General features: G+C 66.6%; 20 protein-coding genes. 5 read left to right on the top strand and 15 right to left on the bottom strand.

From position 1 onward, the window contains the following. Positions 1-3 precede the first annotated feature (3 nt). Positions 4-951, bottom strand: coding sequence for a methyltransferase domain-containing protein (locus ACX12D_RS02050; protein ID WP_459372743.1), 948 nt, complete (start codon positions 949-951; stop codon positions 4-6). A gap of 147 nt (positions 952-1,098) precedes the next feature. On the opposite strand from ACX12D_RS02050, the gene ACX12D_RS02045 reads away from it, so the two are divergent. Then, on the top strand, positions 1,099-1,884 hold the full coding sequence (locus tag ACX12D_RS02045) for a phosphoribosyltransferase family protein (protein ID WP_459373904.1): 786 nt from the start codon (positions 1,099-1,101) through the stop codon (positions 1,882-1,884). Between the two features lie 92 nt (positions 1,885-1,976). Next, entirely contained in the window at positions 1,977-2,447 is a 471-nt protein-coding gene (trmL, locus tag ACX12D_RS02040) for a tRNA (uridine(34)/cytosine(34)/5-carboxymethylaminomethyluridine(34)-2'-O)-methyltransferase TrmL (RefSeq protein ID WP_043343349.1), read from the top strand. A gap of 30 nt (positions 2,448-2,477) precedes the next feature. Here trmL and ACX12D_RS02035 read toward each other — a convergent pair whose 3' ends face one another. The 5 genes from ACX12D_RS02035 to ACX12D_RS02015 all read right to left on the bottom strand — a co-directional run bounded on the left by ACX12D_RS02035 (position 2,478) and on the right by ACX12D_RS02015 (position 6,070). After that, entirely contained in the window at positions 2,478-3,470 is a 993-nt protein-coding gene (locus tag ACX12D_RS02035) for a Bug family tripartite tricarboxylate transporter substrate binding protein (protein WP_459372742.1), read from the bottom strand. Between the two features lie 7 nt (positions 3,471-3,477). Beyond that, a complete protein-coding gene (locus ACX12D_RS02030; protein WP_459372741.1) occupies positions 3,478-4,494 on the bottom strand; it encodes an NAD(P)H-dependent glycerol-3-phosphate dehydrogenase in 1,017 nt (338 codons plus the stop codon). Between the two features lie 117 nt (positions 4,495-4,611). Next, positions 4,612-5,130 carry a protein-export chaperone SecB gene (gene secB, locus ACX12D_RS02025; RefSeq protein ID WP_043343340.1) on the bottom strand — a complete coding sequence of 173 codons (519 nt, stop codon included), beginning with the start codon at positions 5,128-5,130 and terminating at the stop codon, positions 4,612-4,614. A gap of 163 nt (positions 5,131-5,293) precedes the next feature. After that, a complete protein-coding gene (grxC, locus tag ACX12D_RS02020; RefSeq protein WP_043343338.1) occupies positions 5,294-5,551 on the bottom strand; it encodes a glutaredoxin 3 in 258 nt (85 codons plus the stop codon). Between the two features lie 105 nt (positions 5,552-5,656). Beyond that, on the bottom strand, positions 5,657-6,070 hold the full coding sequence (locus tag ACX12D_RS02015) for a rhodanese-like domain-containing protein (protein ID WP_150989682.1): 414 nt from the start codon (positions 6,068-6,070) through the stop codon (positions 5,657-5,659). A gap of 140 nt (positions 6,071-6,210) precedes the next feature. On the opposite strand from ACX12D_RS02015, the gene gpmA reads away from it, so the two are divergent. The 3 genes from gpmA to ACX12D_RS02000 all read left to right on the top strand — a co-directional run bounded on the left by gpmA (position 6,211) and on the right by ACX12D_RS02000 (position 9,527). Further along, complete coding sequence (gpmA, locus tag ACX12D_RS02010) at positions 6,211-6,957, top strand: 2,3-diphosphoglycerate-dependent phosphoglycerate mutase (RefSeq protein ID WP_459372740.1); 747 nt, start codon at positions 6,211-6,213, stop codon at positions 6,955-6,957. Between the two features lie 161 nt (positions 6,958-7,118). Beyond that, on the top strand, positions 7,119-8,708 hold the full coding sequence (locus ACX12D_RS02005; protein ID WP_459372739.1) for a S41 family peptidase: 1,590 nt from the start codon (positions 7,119-7,121) through the stop codon (positions 8,706-8,708). 51 nt (positions 8,709-8,759) lie between these two features. Next, positions 8,760-9,527, top strand: a complete 768-nt coding sequence (locus tag ACX12D_RS02000) for a HesA/MoeB/ThiF family protein (RefSeq protein WP_459372738.1) — start codon at positions 8,760-8,762, stop codon at positions 9,525-9,527. A 15-nt stretch (positions 9,528-9,542) separates the two neighbouring features. Here ACX12D_RS02000 and mnmH read toward each other — a convergent pair whose 3' ends face one another. The 9 genes from mnmH to gshA all read right to left on the bottom strand — a co-directional run bounded on the left by mnmH (position 9,543) and on the right by gshA (position 18,066). Then, a complete protein-coding gene (mnmH, locus tag ACX12D_RS01995; protein ID WP_459372737.1) occupies positions 9,543-10,679 on the bottom strand; it encodes a tRNA 2-selenouridine(34) synthase MnmH in 1,137 nt (378 codons plus the stop codon). Beyond that, positions 10,679-11,746: a selenide, water dikinase SelD gene (gene selD / locus ACX12D_RS01990; protein ID WP_459372736.1), complete on the bottom strand. Its 1,068-nt coding sequence runs from the start codon at positions 11,744-11,746 to the stop codon at positions 10,679-10,681. The genes mnmH and selD overlap by 1 nt, the downstream gene beginning before the upstream one ends. Positions 11,747-12,006: 260 nt before the next feature. After that, on the bottom strand, positions 12,007-12,486 hold the full coding sequence (gene bfr, locus ACX12D_RS01985; protein ID WP_006159487.1) for a bacterioferritin: 480 nt from the start codon (positions 12,484-12,486) through the stop codon (positions 12,007-12,009). Between the two features lie 112 nt (positions 12,487-12,598). Next, positions 12,599-12,895, bottom strand: a complete 297-nt coding sequence (locus ACX12D_RS01980) for a (2Fe-2S)-binding protein (protein WP_082054783.1) — start codon at positions 12,893-12,895, stop codon at positions 12,599-12,601. 233 nt (positions 12,896-13,128) lie between these two features. Continuing rightward, positions 13,129-14,904, bottom strand: coding sequence for a phosphoenolpyruvate--protein phosphotransferase (gene ptsP / locus ACX12D_RS01975; protein ID WP_043343319.1), 1,776 nt, complete (start codon positions 14,902-14,904; stop codon positions 13,129-13,131). Positions 14,905-15,041: 137 nt separating this feature from the next. Further along, entirely contained in the window at positions 15,042-15,311 is a 270-nt protein-coding gene (locus ACX12D_RS01970; protein ID WP_035861002.1) for an HPr family phosphocarrier protein, read from the bottom strand. Further along, complete coding sequence (locus ACX12D_RS01965) at positions 15,280-15,735, bottom strand: PTS sugar transporter subunit IIA (protein ID WP_150989660.1); 456 nt, start codon at positions 15,733-15,735, stop codon at positions 15,280-15,282. Before ACX12D_RS01965 ends, ACX12D_RS01970 begins: the two co-directional genes overlap by 32 nt. A gap of 52 nt (positions 15,736-15,787) precedes the next feature. Continuing rightward, positions 15,788-16,741, bottom strand: coding sequence for a glutathione synthase (gshB, locus tag ACX12D_RS01960; protein WP_441632247.1), 954 nt, complete (start codon positions 16,739-16,741; stop codon positions 15,788-15,790). Between the two features lie 29 nt (positions 16,742-16,770). After that, positions 16,771-18,066: a glutamate--cysteine ligase gene (gene gshA, locus ACX12D_RS01955; protein ID WP_174426580.1), complete on the bottom strand. Its 1,296-nt coding sequence runs from the start codon at positions 18,064-18,066 to the stop codon at positions 16,771-16,773. Positions 18,067-18,255: the final 189 nt, after the last annotated feature.

Raw genomic sequence — 18,255 nt, 5'->3', positions numbered from 1 at the left:
ACGTTACTTGCGCTGCCGCGCGCGCCCGATCTTGTCGAGCGGAACCACGGCGTGGCCGAGCTCATCGACAGCCTGCTTGCCGCGCGGCGCCAGCTTCCAGGCATGGCCGTAGACGATCTCGAACGTAAGCGGGATCAGCCCCTCGGCGTTGCGCTGGCGCTCCAGCGCGGCCAGCAGCGCTGCATGCCAGCGGCGCCCACGCAGCCCTCCCCGGCTCGCGCCAGCCGGCAGGCGCAGCCCGCCGAAGGCCTGCACTTCGCGCAGCAGGGTCCGCGGCGACTCATAAGTGATTGTCAGGGTCTCCATGTCCATCACGGGCGTGGACCAGCCGCTGTGCACCAGCATGTCCCCGATATCGTGCATGTCGACAAAGCGCAGCGTGTGGGTGTCACCATCGACTTCGGCAAAGGCGGCGCGCAATTGCGCCAGCGTGTCGGGCCCGAACAGCGAGAACAGGACCAGGCCTTCGTCGCGGGTGACCCGGTGCCACTCCGGGAAGACCCGGTGCGGCTCGGGGTGCCAGTGCAGCGCCAGGTTGGACCACAACAGGTCGAAGCTGGCCGGGGCGAAGGGCAATGTGGCAAGATCGCCCTGTACCAGGTCAAAGGTCGGGCGCTTGCCAAGCAGGCGCCCCAGCCACCCGGCCTGGCGCTGGGGATCGCGCTGGGCAGCCTCGCGCAGCATGGCGCCGGAAATATCCATCCCGGCGATCTGCGCATCCGGGTACTGGGCGCGCAGCGCGGCCAGGCCGCGCCCGTGGCCGCAGCCGATATCGAGCGCGCGCGCCGGCGCCAGCCGGATCATCTGCATGCGCTCCTGCATGCGCTGGCCGATCTCGCCCAGCAGGAAGTCCAGTTGGCTGAATCCGGCGCTGCGCCGGTCGAAGGCGAGGCGGGTCAGCCGCGTGGGCGGCAAATAGGCATCGGGGGAGTCGGCGTCATGCAGGGACACGGTCAAACCAGGCAGCAAGGAACTAAGAATGAGGATGACGGCCGGCGCGAGGCGGCGGCCGGGCATGCGGTGCGCGCGCCAGCGGGCGCCGCAACAGGATCGCAAGTATACGCGCCCACCGCCAGGCCTGCCGCCGACGGCTCCGGCGTGCCCCATGCGGCGGTTGCCTCCGTGCCGTGCCGCCTGGCGCGCCCGGGCGAAGGCGTCCTGCGCCATCATGCGCGGCGCTTGCTGCGCACGCTCCTGCCTGCGGCCTGCGCACTTTGCGGCACGGTGCAGGACGAAACCGTCTGCGCAGGTTGCGCGCAAGAGTTGCTGACGCCGCTGCCGCGTTGCCGCTGCTGCGCCCTGCCGCTCGGGCGCACTGCCAGGCCAGGCGCGGCCTGGCTCTGTGCCCAGTGCCGCTACGAGCCGCCGCCGTTCGACGACGCGCTGGTGCTGGGCGACTACGCCAGCCCGCAGGACGGCTTGGTGCTGGCCTTGAAGTTCGGCGGCGTGCTGCCGCTGGCGGACTGGCTTGCGGGCGAGCTGGCACGCCGCTGGCATGCCGACGAGTCCGGCAGACCCGGCCTGGCCCTGCCCGATGTGCTGGCGCCGATCCCGCTGTCCGCGCAGCGCCTTGCCGAGCGCGGCTTCAACCAGTCCTGGGAAATCGCCCGGCCTCTGGCACGCCGGCTGGGCGTGCGCGCCGCGCCGACGCTGCTGGCGAGGCTGCGCGATACGCCGGCCCAAGCCACGCTGGACCTGCCCGCGCGGCAGGCCAACCTGCAGGATGCCTTCGGCCTCGGGTCCGGGCATGACGTTGCGGGCCAGCATGTCGGCCTGGTCGACGATGTGATGACCAGCGGCGCCACCTTGGGCGAAGCGGCGCGGCTCCTGAAAGCCAACGGCGCGGCGCGCGTGACGCTGGTGGTCGCCTTGCGCACGCCGTAGCGCAGCCCATGGGCCTGGCGTGACAGCCGGCCCCCGGCAGGGTAAGCTGCCCAGCGTTTCACGGCTGCGGCGCCCCTGGCCCGCCCCTCCCCATGTTCAATGTCGTCCTGGTCGAACCCGAGATCCCGCCGAACACCGGCAATGTGATACGGCTGTGCGCCAACACCGGTGCGCGCCTGCACCTTGTCAAGCCGCTTGGCTTTCCGCTGGAAGACGCGCGCATGCGCCGCGCCGGCCTGGATTATCACGAGTACGCCAGCATGCGCGTGCACGAGAACTGGGACGCGCTGATGGAAAGCGAGCGGCCCGACCCAGCCCGCATGTTCGCGCTGACCACCCATGGCTCGACGCCCTTCGGCCAGGTCAGCTTCCAGCCCGGGGACTGGTTTGTGTTCGGCTCGGAAACGCGCGGGCTGGCGCCGGAGCGGCGCGAATGGTTTCCCACCGCGCAGCGCATCCGGCTGCCGATGCGGCCGGACAACCGCAGCCTCAACCTCTCCAATACCGTCGCGGTCGTGGTGTTCGAAGCCTGGCGCCAGAACGGCTTTGCCGGCGGGGCCTGAGGCCGCCGCTGGCGCACTTCCCGCACTTCCTTATTCCGGCTGCACGCCCGCCACGCGGATCACCTTGTCCCAGCGCACCTTCTCGCTCGCCATGGTCTGGCGCAGCGATTGCGGCGCGGTGCCGGCCGGCACGAAATACTGGGCGCGCATCTTGGCGCGCACGTCCTCGCTGCCGATGATGGCCACCAGCTCGCGATAGAGCCGATCGATCACCGGCGCGGGCGTGCCCGCCGGGGCCAGCACCGCTTGCCATGAGATCGCCTCGAAGCCGGGATAGCCGGATTCCGCCACGGTTGGCACCGCGGGCAGCAGGCTGGTGCGCCCGCTGGTGGTGACCGCGATGATGCGCAGCTTGCCGGCGGTCACCAGCGGCATGGCGATGGCCGGCACCATGAAACCGGCCTGCACCTGGCCGCCGACCATGGCGGTGGTGATCTGCGCAAACCCCGGATAAGGGATGTGCTGCAGGTCGATGCCGGCGGCCGCCTTGAGCTGCTCCATGGCCAGGTGGGCAGCGCTGCCGTTGCCTACCGACCCGTAGTTCAGCACACCCGGCCGGGAACGGGCGAGGGCCACGAACTCCCGCACGTCATGCACCGGCAGGCGGGCATCCACCACCAGCACATTGGGCGAAGTTGCCACCAGCGACACGGGGGCGAGCTGGCGCACCGGGTCGTAGCCGAGATGGCGCGACAGGGTGGGCGCGGTGACCAGCGGCCCATTGATCGTGAGCAGCAAGGTATAGCCGTCTGGAGCGGCCCTGGCCACCATGCCGGTACCGATATTGCCGCCGGCGCCCGGGCGGTTCTCCACCACGACCGCTTGTCCGAGCGCTGCGGCCAGCTTCTCGGTCAGCAGGCGCGCGATCAGGTCGGGCGAGGATCCGGCCGGGAACGGCACCACCATGCGGACCGGCTTTACCGGCCAGGGCTGGGCGGACGCGGGCACAGCCAGCGCCGTGCCGGCCACGCCGGGCATGGCACAGGCGGCAAGGGCTTTCAGGATGCGGCGGCGATCTTCCATCGCGCGCTCACTCATCGCGCGCGTCGCGCTGGAGCAGCCGCGCCACCGCATCGGCGGCAGGCAGCCCCTCGAAAAGCACGGCGCATACCGCGCGCGTGATCGGCATCTCGACGCCCTTGGCCGCAGCCAGCGCCGCCACGGCCTGCGCACAGCGCACGCCTTCGGCAACGTGGCCCAACTCGGCCAGGATCTGCGCCAGCGTCTTGCCCTCGGCCAGTTGCTGGCCGACCTTGCGATTGCGCGAGAGATCGCCCGTGGCGGTCAGGATCAGGTCGCCCATGCCCGCCAGGCCCATGAAGGTTTCGATGCGTCCGCCCAGCGCCATGCCGAGCCGGGTCATCTCGGCCAGGCCGCGCGTTACCAGCGCGGCGCGCGCGTTCAGGCCCAGGCCCAGGCCATCGCTGGCGCCGGTGGCAATCGCCAGCACGTTCTTGACCGCGCCCCCCACCTCGGCGCCGACCAGGTCGTCGCTGCCGTAGATGCGCATGGCATGGTGATGGAACGCCTGCTGAGCGAACTCGGAGAGTGCCGGCGAGGTGCCCGCCACGGTCAGCGCGCAGGGCAGGCCCAGCGCCACTTCACGGGCAAAACTAGGGCCGGTCAGCACGCCGTAGCTGGTGTCGGCGAGACGGCCGGCGGCGGTGAGTTCTTCGCGCACCATCTGGTGCGGCAACGCATTGGTGCCGGCTTCGAAGCCCTTGCACAGCCAGAGCATGCGCAAGCCCCCGGCCTGGCTCGCGGCCAGCCTGCGCGTCATTTCGCGCAGGCCCGAAACTGGCGTGGCGACGATCACCAGGCCATCGGGCTCGATATCGGCATGCGCCGCGGCCCGCTCGAAATCGGGTTCCACCACGAGCCGCCCGGACAGCGGCACGCCCGGCAGGTAGGTAGCATTGACGCGGTCGGCGCCGATCGCGGCCAGCTGGGCGGCATCTCGCCCCCACAGCACCACATCGTGGGCCGCGGCGGCATGGCTGGCGAGCGCGGTGCCCCAGGCACCTGCACCGAAGACAGTGATTTTCATGACGGTTTGCCTCGCTTGTTCGGCCTCGAAACCTTAAGCCTTGCGCGCCACGAATGACGCGAACCGGAAAGACAAAACGGGGCCGAAGCCCCGTCTTTGCGACATCCTGCAGCAGGATCAGTGACGAGCCTGGCTGCCGTCGGGCATCACGATGCCGCTGTTGCCACCTTGCGCGGTTTCCGCTTCTTCCATCGCGGCCTGCAGGCGCTGTTCGTACAGGGCCTGGAAGTTGATTTCCGACAGATGAATGGCCTGGAAGCCGGCGCGGGTGATCACGTCGGCGATATTGCTACGCAGGTACGGGTAGAGAATGGTCGGGCAGGCAATGCCCAGCAGCGGGTCAAGCTGCTCCACCGGCACGTTGCGGATATCGAAGATGCCGGCCTGGTGGGCTTCCACCAGGAAGGCAACCTTGTCCTGCACCTTGGTGGTCACGGTACCGGTCACCACGACTTCGAAGATGCCTTCCTGGAGCTGCGAGGCACCCACGTTCACCTGCACTTCCACGGCCGGCGCTTCGGTCTCGAGGAAGATGCCGGGCGAATTCGGCTGCTCAAGCGACATGTCCTTCAGGTACACGCGCTGGATGTTGAAGAACGGCTGGTCTTCCTGCTGATTGTTCTGCTGGTCGCTCATGAAAGGCTTCCGGAAAAATGGGCGTTGGGGGCCAGGCGTGCGGGACATTGGCACCCCGGGCGGGATTGGCCCAGGGTCACGGCCCGGGTCGGCACCCGGTTGGAAAACGTATATGGTACATGACGCGGGTGGCGAATTCACCCGCAGCGAGGCAGGCGGCGCGTCAGGCTGCCAGCAGCGGCACCAGTCCACCCTGGCGATCGAGCGCCGAAAGGTCGTCGAAGCCACCGACATGGGTCTCGTCGATGTAGATCTGCGGCACGGTGCGGCGACCGGTGCGGCTCATCATTTCCTCGCGCTTGCCGGGCTCGCGGTCGATCAGGATCTTCTCGATCGCCTCCACGCCCTTGGCCTTCAGAAGGCGCTCGGCCATCTGGCAATACGGACAAACTACCGTGCTGTACATTACAACGCGGGCCATGCGCATCTCCTTGAAAAACGGAATCCGGAGGTTGGTCGGGTGCTCGCAAGCCGGGGCAGCGGCGGCAACGGAGGGCGTGCCCCCGGCGCCGCTTGCCTGCGCCGCTTACTTGACGACGGGCAGACCGGCTTGCTGCCAGGCGGCAAGGCCGCCTTCGAGCGAATAGATCTCACTGTAACCGGCTTCCTTCAGGGCTGCTTGACCCTTGCCCGAGCGCTGGCCGGTCTGGCACACGACGATGATGGGGACGGACTTGTCCTTTGCAAGGCTGGCGGCACGGCTTGCCAGGTCGGAAAGTGGCGCACTCTTGGCTTGCGGCAGGTGACCCTTGGCGTATTCGGTGGCTTCCCGGATATCCACGACCACGGCATTGCGCTTGTTGATCAGCTGGGTAGCGGCGGCCGGGTTGACGGTCTTGCCGGAGGTTCCGCGCGAGATGGCGGGCCACGCCAGCAGGCCGCCCGACACGACGGCGAGGGCGATCAAGGCAAGGTTGTTGTAGTCGGCGAAGAAATTCACGTTGGCATTCCGGTGGGTTGAGTCGGCGGCATTATAAAATAGACGGTTTGGCGCCCGCGACCCGCTATTGTCTCCTAGTTGACACATGTGCGGCGGTATGTGGCAGGGCGCACACAGGTTTCTCACGCTTTGGAAGCAGCATGTACAAACTCGTTCTCATCCGCCACGGCGAATCCACGTGGAATCTCGAAAACCGCTTCACCGGCTGGGTCGACGTCGACCTCACCGACACCGGCGTGGCCCAGGCCAAGCTGGGCGGCAAGCTGCTGCGCGAGGCAGGGCTGGCCTTCGATGTAGCGTACACCTCGGTGCTCAAGCGTGCCATCCGCACGCTGTGGCACGTGCAGGACGAAATGGACCTGATGTGGATTCCGGTCCGGAACGAATGGCGCCTGAACGAGCGCCACTATGGCGCGCTGTCCGGCCTGAACAAGGCCGAAACCGCCGCCAAGTTCGGCAACGAGCAGGTGCTGGTATGGCGCCGCAGCTACGACACCCCGCCGCCGGCGCTCGAAGCGGACGATCCGCGTGCGGCTTACGACGATCCGCGCTACGCGCAAGTGCCGCGCGAGCAGATTCCGCTGACCGAATGCCTGAAGGACACGGTCGAGCGCGTGCTGCCGCTATGGAACGAATCCATCGCCCCCGACATCAAAGCGGGGAAGCGCGTGGTAATCGCCGCCCATGGCAACAGCATCCGCGCGCTGGTGAAATACCTGGACCAGATCTCGGATGACGACATCGTTGGCATCAACATCCCCAATGGCACCCCGCTCGTGTACGAGCTGGACGCCGACCTGCGCCCGCTGCGTCATTACTACCTGGGCGACCAGGAAGCGATCGCAGCCTCCCTGGCCGCCGTGGCGAACCAAGGCAAGGCAAAGTGAGGCCCAGGCCGGGCGCGCGCCGCGAGGCTCGCCCGGCCGCCTCAGGCAGTGGACCAGACCTTTTTTGCTGCTCCCTCTTATACTGTCGGACAAATCCGGCCGGCGCGATGCGCCAGGCCGGCTCCGACACAGCACAATCCTCACACGTTCAGGCAGCCCTCATGCGTAAGACGCTCAAGAACATCAGTCTTGTTACTGCCGGACTCGTTGCCGGCGTGCTCGCTACGCTGCAACTATCGGCCACGGCGCAGAATTCGCCGGGGCCGCTGCCGCTGGAGCAGTTGCGCTTGATGGCCGACATCTTCGGCCAGATCAAGCGCGAATATGTCGAGCCGGTGGATGACAAGAAGCTGCTGACCGAAGCCATCAAAGGCATGGTCGCCAGCCTGGATCCGCATTCGGCCTATCTGGACGAGAAGGACTTCAAGGAACTGCAGGAAGGCACGCGCGGACGCTTCGCCGGCCTGGGGATCGAAATCTCGCAGGAAGAAGGGCTGGTCAAGGTGATCAACCCGATCGAAGACACCCCCGCCTTCCGCGCCGGCATCCAGCCCGGCGACCTGATCACCCGCATCGACGACAAGCCCGTGCGCGGCCTGCCGCTGGAGCAGGCAGTCAAGCGCATGCGCGGCGAGCCGGGCACCAAGGTCACGCTGACCATCTACCGCAAGAGCGACGAGCGCACCTTCCCGGTGTCGATCACGCGCGCGGAGATCCGCGTGCAGTCGGTCAAGGCCAAGCTGATCGACAATGACCGCCTCGCCTGGGTCCGCCTGACCAGCTTCCAGGAACGCACGGTGGCCGACCTGGGCAAGAAACTGGACGAACTGGCCCAGAAGAACCCCAACCTGAAGGGCGTGATCCTGGACCTGCGCAACAACGGCGGCGGCGTGCTGCAAGGCGCGGTCGGCGTGGCGGCAGCCTTCCTGCCCGACGACGTGACCGTGGTCTCGACCAATGGCCAGGTGCCCGATGCCAAGCGCGTCTACAAGACCACGTTCAACAACTACCGGCTGTCCTCGCTCGAGGACGATCCGCTCAAGGACCTGCCGGCGCTGTATAAAAAGCTCCCGATGGTGGTGTTGACCAACGCCTACTCGGCGTCGGCCTCCGAAATCGTTGCCGGCGCGCTGCAAGACCACAAGCGCGCGCTGATCATGGGCAAGACCACGTTCGGCAAGGGCTCGGTGCAGACCGTGCGCCCGCTCACCAACGACACCGGCATCAAGCTGACCATCGCGTACTACTACACGCCGACGGGCAAGTCGATCCAGGCCAAGGGCATCCGCCCGGACATCCCGGTCGACCAGAACCCGGAAGGCGATCCTGACGACGCGCTGATCACCCGCGAGATCGACACCGAGCGCCACCTGCACAACAAGCAGGAATCGGAAGAGCCCGAGATGAACGAGCGCGAGCAGCGCCGCGTCGAGGAACTGCGCCGCCTCGAGGAAGAAAACGCCAAGAAGACGCCGGAAGAGCGCGACAAGGAACGCAAGAAGAAGCCGATCGAGTTCGGCTCGGCCGAGGACTTCATGCTGCAGCAAGCCATTGCCCAGCTCGAAGGCCAGCCGGTCAAGCGCTCCAAGTCCAAGCTCGAAGCCGTGGCCACGTCGGACAAGCCGGCCAAGCCTGCGGCAGCCAAGGCGGCTACCCCGGCCAAGCCGGCCACCAAGGCACCAGCCGGCGCGCCGCCGGCCAGCGCCCCGATGGGCACGCCGCTGGGCACGCCGACCGGCAAGGCACCCTGAAATCCTGATGAATAACAGCGGCCCTGCGGGGCCGCTTTTGCATTGCACGCCATGAACGACGATCAACTGCTGCGCTATTCGCGGCATATCCTGCTCGACGAACTCGGCATCGAGGGCCAGAGCCGGTTGCTCGCCAGCCACGCGCTGGTGATCGGCGCGGGCGGCCTGGGCGCTGCCGCCCTGCCCTACCTGGCCTCGGCCGGCGTGGGCACCATCACCGTGGTCGATGACGACGTGGTCGACCTGACCAACCTGCAGCGCCAGGTGATCCACACCACCGCCAATGTCGGACGCCCCAAGGTGGAATCGGCGCGGGAGGGCATGCTGCGCATCAACCCGGGCATCAACGTGCGCCTGGTGCAAGCGCGCGTAGGCGCTGCGGAGTTAGCGCGCCTGGTAGCCGATGCCGACGTGGTGCTCGATTGCTGCGACAACTTCGACACGCGCCAGGCCGTCAACCGCGCCTGCGTGCAGCACCGCGTGCCCCTGGTGTCCGGCGCGGCCCTGCGCTTCGACGGGCAGATCAGCGTGTTCGACCGCCGCCAGCCAGGCGCGCCCTGCTATGCCTGCCTGTTCCCGCCCTCGCAGCCGGCGCAGGAAGTGGCTTGCGCCACCATGGGCGTGTTCGCGCCGCTGGTGGGAATGGTGGGCACGGTGCAGGCGGCCGAGGCCCTCAAGCTGCTGATGGGCGTCGGCACCACCCTGGCCGGCCGCCTGTTGATGGTCGATGCGCTTGGCATGGAATGGACCACGATGCGCCTCGCGCGCGCGGCCGATTGCGAAGTCTGCGGTGGCGCGCACGCGCAAGCCGCCCCCTAGGCGGCCTGCGCGCGTTCAGGCGCGGGTGCGCTCACGCAGGAAAGCCAGCACCGCAGCACGCTCGCCGCGGAACACGATCCTGGCCTCGCGCTGTTCGCGTTGGTAGGCGTACATCGGGTCGTAGTATTGCTGCAGCAGCAAGGCGATCCAGCCCAGATGCAGGTCGGTCTCGCCCGTTTCCTCCTGCCGCGCCAGCGCCTGGTCCAGCAAGGCCGAGAGCCGCTCGTAGCGCGTCCCGCCGAGCCGCTTGGCAATGGCCGCCATGGCATCGCGCAGGCGCGCCGCGTAAGCGGCGAAACCCGCCTGCTCACCCAGCGCCGCCATGAACTCCGCCGACAGGCCGAGCACGTAGTCTTCCAGCACGCGGTGCACGCGCGCCTCGAAGGATTCCTCCAGCCAGACCAGCGGCGCTAGCTGAATCGCCTGGTAGAAGGCCTGCGGCAGGTTGCGCGCGCCGATGAAGCGCCCCTCGTCCTCGACCACCAGCGCCGGCAGCCCGGCCGCGCGATGGCGCAGCAGCGAAATCGCCAGGCCATTCTCGAAATCGATTTGCGTGGGCTGCGCTACCGTGCGCCGGCCAAAGCTGGACCCGCGGTGCCGAGCCAGGCCCTCCAGGTCGATAGCGGCGTCCCGGCTGCCGCTCGGGCCCGTGACCAGGTCGGCGATCAGCTCGGTGATCAGCTCAGTCTTGCCGCTCCCGGTCATGCCGCCCAGCACCAGCAGGCTGCATTCAGCGGCGGCCGCATCGAGCGTCTCGATCAGAAAGCTGCGCATCGCCTTGTAGCCGCCCGTCACACGCGGATAAGCGATACCGGCGTCCTCGCGCAGCCATTGCTGCACGATCTGCGAGCGCAGGCCGCCGCGGAAGCAATACAGGTAGCCGTCGGGATGCGCCCGCGCAAACGCCGCCCAGCCCGCGGTTCGCGCCGCGCGGATTTCGCCGGTCACCAACTGGTGGCCTAGCGCGAGCGCGGCCTGCGGCCCTTGCTCCTCATAACACAAGCCAACCTGGTGCCGCTCGGCATCGTCCATCAGCGGCAAGTTGACCGCGCCTGGAAACGCGCCGCGCGCGAACTCCACCGGCGCGCGCGCATCGAGCAGTGGCGCACCGGACACAAAGAGCTGGCGAAAGTCGGCCGTATCCTCGCGCATCAGATCACCTCGACGGCATACCGGCCCTGCTCGACGAACTCGCCGACCGGCGCCAGTGCCAGGCCAAACTCCGCGCAGGCGGCATGGAAACCGGCCTCGCCAGCAGGCTCGACCGCCACCAGCAAGCCTCCGCTGGTCTGCGGATCGCACAGCAAGGCGCGCTGCACCTCGCTCAACGCGCCACCCTGGTTGCCGATCCCCGCGCCAATTCGCGCGCCGTAGCTATCGAAGTTGCGCTGGGTGCCGCCGGGCACGCAACCGGCCTCGACGTAGCGCAGCACTTCCGGCAGCAACGGCACGGCGGCGTGGTCAAGACGCGCGGTGAGGCGGCTGCCGTCTGCCATCTCGACAAGGTGCCCGAGCAGGCCAAAGCCCGTGACATCCGTCATGGCCCGCACACCGGCCAGCTTGCCGAAGCGACTGCCGGGACGATTGAGCACGCACATCCAGTCGCGCGCCAGGTGGATATCCTCGGCGCGCAGCTTGCCCTGCTTCTCGGCGGTGGTCAGCACGCCGATGCCCAGCGGCTTGGTCAGGTACAGCCGGCAGCCGGCGGTCGCGGTGTCGTTGCGTTTCAGGTGCGCGCGGTCGACCACGCCAGTCACCGCAAGCCCGAAGATGGGCTCCGGAGCATCGATGGAATGCCCGCCGGCAAGCGGGATGCCCGCTTCCTCGCAGGCGCGGCGCCCGCCTGCCACCACCTCGCGCGCCACCTCGGGCGGCAGCAGCTTGACCGGCCAGCCGAGGATGGCGATGGCCAGCAGCGGATCGCCCCCCATGGCGTAGATATCGCTGATGGCGTTGGTGGCGGCGATGCGTCCGAAGTCGAACGGGTCATCGACGATCGGCATGAAGAAATCGGTGGTGGAGACCACGCCACGGCCCTCCTCCAGCCCATCCAGCGCATAAACCGCCGCATCGTCGCGCGAGGCATTGCCGACCCACAGGCGCGGATCGAGATGCTGGTTGCCGCTGCCGGCAAGGATCACGTCGAGCACCTGCGGCGAAATCTTGCATCCGCAGCCGGCACCATGGCTGTACTGCGTCAGGCGGATCGGGTCTGCCATGATGCTGGCTCCTGTCGTTTGGTTTGGTTTGGCGTGGTGTGGTGCGATGACGATTCCGCTCCCTTCTCCGCAGCATAGGCGTATCGCGCTCAAGCTGGCGCAAGCACCGGCCCTGGCAAGGGCGGTCAGGCTGGGGGAAGAATGGGAATCTGAATGATAAGGGTTACCGCCTGGATGCGGGCGGAACCGGCAGCACCGAGTGGCGCCGCGCGGTTGCGGCCACTGGGTTCTTGCGAACTTGCGGCCGGCTGCTGGGCGGATTATTGCTCGCCCGGCTCCATCTGCGATTGCAGATAGTTCGGCAGGCCAACCTTGTCGATCAGGTCGAGCTGCGTCTCGAGGAATTCGATGTGCTCTTCGGTATCGGTCAGGATCTCGACCAGGATCTCGCGGCTGACGTAGTCGCCCACCGATTCGCAATACGTAATGCCTTCCTTGACGGTGGCATGCGCGCCTTGCTCGAGCTTCAGGTCGCACTTGAGCATTTCCGGGGTGTCTTCGCCCAGCAGCAACTTGTTGAGGTCCTGCAGATTGGGCAGGCCGTCAAGCATCAGGATGCGATCGATCAGGCGATCGGCATGCTTCATCTCGCCAATGGATTCCTTGTACTCGATATCGCCGAGCTTCTTCAGGCCCCAGTGGCGGTACATGCGAGCGTGCAGGAAGTATTGGTTGATCGCGGTCAGCTCGTTCTTCAGCTGCGCGTTCAGATGCTGGATGACCTTCTTGTCACCTTTCATTGGAGGCTCCTTGTTGCAACGGGCCCCCGCAAAAACGCGAAGCGGCGCAAAGCGCGCCGCAGGCAGTCAAAACAAGCGAATACGCGCCGCAACCTGAAAGTTGCGGGCGAGTTTAAGCAACCAGCTCAGTGCGCTGGTCGTTCGCGACTGCCGGGTCCCGAGTGTCCATTATGGCACGTGGGCCCGACGACGAACAGGAAGAAATGGGCACGACCTGGATGGTGGAGACCTTGACGTTGCGTACCGCCGCGACGCCTTCGCAAAGCACCTGTTGGGCGCATTCGCGGCAGCGGCCACAACAGGTGCCAACACCCAGCGTTTCAGCCAGCTCGTCGAGCGTGGACACGCCTAGATGCGCAGCACCATGAATTTCTCGGTCGGTAACCTGATTGCAGATGCAAACGTACACAAATCCCTCCTTGGGAGAGGGGTGACACCGGCATGTCACCCGCGATGTACGCCAGAATATCAGAGATCGAAAATGATAACAATTCCCATTAAGCTACAAAGGGTACATGCCAAGAACGCGGCACTTAACCCGGAGATTGCAGAGACAGGGAACGTCACAACCGGCAGAAAAGAGACCTGGAGGCCATCTGCCGGCGTTGGATTTTCGTAAAAACCTTAACGCAGTCAGGGTTGTCAGAGCAGTTTCAGCGCGCAGGCGAGCTCCTCCGGCTCGTAAGCGCTCAGCACCTGCTCCACCAGCCGCTCCAGCCTTTCGCAGTCGGCATGCAGGACTTCCTGCTTGACCCGCAGCAACTGCGAGGGATGCATCGAGAACTCGCGCAGCCCCATGCCCAGCAGCAGGCGCGTCATGGCGGGATCCCCGGCCATCTCCCCACACACCGCCACCGGCACGCCAGCGCGGTTGGCCTCGCGGATGGTGCGGGCGATCAGTTGCAGCACCGCCGGGTGCAGCGGGTCGTAGAGATGCGCGACGGCATTGTCGGCACGGTCGATGGCCAGCGTGTACTGGATCAGGTCATTGGTGCCGATGGAGAGAAAATCCATGCGCCGCAGGAACAGCGGCAGCATCAGCACGGCGGCCGGGATCTCGATCATCGCCCCGACCTTGATGTTGGGGTCGAACGCCTGGCCGCGCGCGTCGAGCTGGCGCTTGGCCTGCGCGATCAGGTCCAGGGTCTGGTCGATCTCGCGGGCATGGGCCAGCATCGGGATCAGGAGCCGCACCGGGCCAAAGGCCGAAGCACGCAGCAGCGCGCGCAACTGGGTCAGGAACATGGCCGGCTCGGACAGCGACCAGCGGATCGCGCGCAAGCCCAGCGCCGGATTGAGGGCCGTCTCGAAATCGTCGCCGCGGCCATCCCGGCCGTCGCGGCCATCCAGTGGCTTGTCGGCGCCGATGTCGATGGTGCGGATCGTGACCGGCAGGCCGTGCATGGCGTCCACGGCGCCGCGGTACGCCTCGAATTGCTCCTCCTCGTCGGGCAGCTCGCCGCGCCGGTTCATGAACAGGAATTCGGAGCGGAACAGGCCCACGCCAACCGCGCCCGCGGTCAGCGCCGCGGTGGCATCTTCCGCCATCTCGATATTGGCCAGCAGGTCGATCTCGAGCCCGTCCAGTGTCACCGCGGGCGTATGGCGCAGGCGCTGCAGGCGCTTCTTTTCCAGCGCGCGCTCGCTCTGCCGGTGGCGGTACTCCTCGAGGATGATCGCGGACGGATCCACGATGACCAGGCCCGCATCGCCGTCGATGATGACCCAATCGTCCTGGCGGATCAGCTCACTGGCGCTCTGCACGCCCACGGCGGCAGGGATGTCGAGGCTGCGCGCCACGATGGCGGTATGGGAAGTGCGTCCGCCAAGGTCGGTCACGAAGCCGTGGAACACGGTGTGGCGGAACTGCAGCATGTCGGCCGGCGAGATGTCGTGGGCGACCACGATCACGCCGGGCGCGGGCTCGCCGTCGGGAGCCAGAGAGGAAGGTGGCACCGGGGCCGGGGCCAGCACGGCCGCGCCGGCCAGCACCTTGAGGATGCGCTCGACCACCTGGCGGATGTCCGCCTTGCGTTCACGCAGGTATTCGTCCTCGATTTCGTCGAACTGGCGCATCAGCTCTTCGAGCCGCGTGGTCAGCGCCCATTCGGCGTTGTAGCGCCGGTTGCGGATCAGCGCCTCGGGCTCGCGCGCCAGCGCCTCGTCATCGAGGATCATGGCATGCACATCGAGGAAGGCGCCCAGTTCTTCCGGCGCCTCGCGCGGCAGATCCCGCTTGAGCGTGACCAGCTCGGCCCGCACCGCCGCACGCGCCGAGCGCAAGCGCTCGACTTCGGCATCAAGCCGGTCTTCGTCGACCAGGTAATGGGAGACATCAAGCGCGGCAGGCGCCAGCAAATGCGCGCGCCCGATGGCGACGCCGCGCGAAACCGGGATGCCGTGCAGGGCAAATGGCATGTACCGCTCCGTCCGGAACGTTTAAAAAGTCTGGCCAGGGCCAGCCACCTTGGAAACGGCTTCAGGATGTGCGGCGAAGCGGCCCCGGCCAGGCCCGCTGCGGCGTTCGGTGCCGCCGCCTTTCATCCTCCGGCCTCCTACTCCCCTTCGCCGAAGCGATTGGCGATGAGCGCCAGCAACGCGTCCATGGCCTCTTGCTCATCGGGTCCGTCGGTCTCGATGGTCACGGTGGAGCCGATGCCGGCGGCCAGCATCATCACACCCATGATGCTCTTGGCGTCGACCTGCCGACCATTGCGCGACATCTTGACCTGACTGACGAAGTTGCCCGCCAGTTGCGTCAGCTTGGCGGAAGCACGGGCATGCAGCCCAAGCTTATTGATTATGTTGGTGTCCCTCTGCAGCATATTTGTCGGGATGATTTGCGATCTGGTTCTGGACGGTGGTGGAGCCTACCTGCAGTACACCCTGCGAGCCCCCCGCCAGCGCCTTGAGGGCGAGCTGGTCGAGTTTCTCGGCACGGTAGCAGATGGCGCGCACCAGCATGGGAAGGTTGACGCCGGCAAGCACCTTGACGCGGCCCGGCTCGGCGAGGCGCGCGGCAATGTTGGCCGGCGTGGCGCCAAAGATATCGGTCAACACCAGCGCGCCGTTGTCTTCGCAGACTTCGGCCAGGCGGCGCCGGGCCTCGGCCAGCACGGCGGCGGGCTCGGCGTCCGGCATGACGTCGATCGCCTCGAGCCGTTGGGGCTGGCCGCAGTAGACGTGGGCGGCGCACTCGCGCAATGCCGAAGCCAGCGGGGCGTGCGCGATGATCAGGATGCCTGCCATGGTGGTGAATCCGTTGGATTGACGCGATTGTAGCAGGCAGCCCGCCCGTGATTCAGCGCGAACGCGCCTGAACCGCGTGCTCGAGGGCGTCGATGAACATGGCAGCCACCTGGAACCCGGTCTGCTGCGTGATTTCCTGGAAGCACGTCGGGCTGGTCACGTTGACCTCGGTCAGGTAGTCGCCGATCACGTCCAGCCCAACCAGCAGCAGGCCTTGTTCCCACAGGCCCGGGGCCAGCGCCTCGGCGATCTCGCGATCGCGCGCCGAGAGCGCCTGGGCGCGGCCGGTGCCGCCCGCTGCCAGGTTGCCGCGCACTTCGCCGTCCTTGGGAATACGCGCCAGCGAGTACGGCACGGGCACGCCGCCAATCAGCAGGATGCGCTTGTCGCCGTCCTTGATCTCGGGAATATAACGTTGCACCATCAGGGTGCGCGCACCGTTTTCCCCCAGCGTCTCGATGATGGCGCCAAGATTCAGGCCATCCGCGCCAACCCGGAAGATCCCCATCCCGCCCATGCCATCAAGCGGCTTTAAAATCACATCGCGATGCTCGGCGTGGAACGCGCGAATACGATCCGCGTCACGGGTGACCAGGGTCGGCGTGATGTATTCGGGATAGCGGGCAATCGCCAGCTTTTCGGAATGGTCGCGGATCGCCTGCGGCTTGTTGAACACATTGGCGCCCTGCGACTCGGCCAGCTCCAGCAGCCAGGTGCTGGTCACGTACTCCATGTCGAAGGGCGGATCCTTGCGCATCACGATCGCATCGAAGCCGGTCAGTGGCTGCAGGCCGGGCTCGCCCGCGCGGTACCAGTCATGGGCGTCGCCCGTCAGCTGCAGCGGGCGCACCACCGCCTCGACCTGATGGGCCGACAGCGACAGTTGCGACTGCAGGCAGGCAAACAACTCATGGCCGCGCTCGACCGCCTCCACCATCATGGCGTAGGTCGAGTCCTTGTAGGTCTTGAAGGTGTCCAGCGGGTCGGTAATAAACAGAATGCGCATGTTGGCTCGTCCCGGTCGCAGCGTTTGTCTCAGAGAATCGGATTAGGGTCGGTCTTCTCGAGTTCCAGCGACGCCGCCAGCAAAGCCAGCCGCGCCACCACACCATACATATAGAAACGGTTCGGCACGGCCGCGCCCGGTTTGGCATGGCTGTCCGGAATGCCGTTGGGCGCGAACGCCAGCGGCACGAAATGCGCGCCCGGCGCATTCAGGTTCTCGTCGTTGCCGCGGCCGGTATGGACGCGGTAGAAGCCACCGACCACATAGCGGTCGATCATGTACACCACCGGCTCGGCCACCGCCTCGTTGACCTTCTCGAAGGTGTGCACGCCTTCCTGGATGATGACGTCGTTGACCTCAAGGCCTTCCTTGACGACGCTCATCTTGTTGCGTTCCTTGCGGTTCAGCCCCTTGATCTCGGACGGATCCTTGATGGTCATGATGCCCATGCCATAGGTGCCGGCATCGGCCTTGACCACGACATACGGCGTTTCCTTGATGCCGTACTCGCGGTATTTCTTGGCGATCTTCTTGAGCACGCCTTCGACCGAGTCGGCCAGCGCCTCCTCGCCAATGCGCTCATGGAAATCGATGCCCCCGCACTTGGCGAAGTACGGGTTGACCATCCACGGATCCACGTCGATCAGCTTGGCGAACTTCTTGGCGACTTCGTCGTAGGCCGAGAAATGGCTCGACTTGCGGCGCGTGGACCAGCCCGCGTGCAGCGGCGGCAGCAGGTATTGCTCGTTGATGTTCTCCAGGATCGGGGGAATGCCGGCGGAGAGATCGTTGTTGAGCAGGATCGAGCAGGGATCGAAGTCCTTCAGGCCCAGGCGGCGGCCACGCGCGCCGAGGCGGGCCAGCGGCTCCACCACCAGCGTCTGGCCATCGGGAAGCTCGATCGGCGTGGGTTCGGTGATGTCTTCGGACAGCGAGCCCAGGCGGACGTTGAGGCCGGCCTGGCGCATGATCAGCGACAGCCGCGCCACGTTCTGCAGGTAGAACATGTTGCGGGTGTGGCGCTCGGGGATCAGCAGCAGGTTCTTGGCGTCGGGGCAGATCTTCTCGATCGCCGCCATCGCCGCCTGGACTGCCAGCGGCAGCATTTCAGGCGCCAGGTTGTTGAACCCGCCCGGGAACAGGTTGGTATCGACCGGGGCCAGCTTGAAGCCGGCGTTGCGCAGGTCGACCGAACAGTAGAACGGAGGCGTATGTTCCTGCCATTCCAGCCTGAACCAGCGCTCGATGGACGGCGTCGCATCCAGGATCTTTTTTTCCAGCTCGAGCAGCGGACCGTTCAGCGCGGTGATGAGATGCGGGACCATAAACATCCTATTGATCGTCTTTATCGTTCGCCCAGATTGTAGAGGAACGGCCAATTGGCTGCTGGCGCCGCCTGAATAAGCATATGCGAGCGCCGGCATAAGGGATAAGGGATACGGATATGGGGATGGGGGCCAGGAATAAAAGGGGGAGGCCCGAAGAGGGATCCGAAGCACTTCCGGGCGGCCTGC

It is taken from the genome of Cupriavidus sp. PET2-C1, assembly GCF_054515855.1.
Note: the sequence above shows the minus strand (reverse complement) of the source record. Positions and strands in the feature narration are given on the sequence as shown.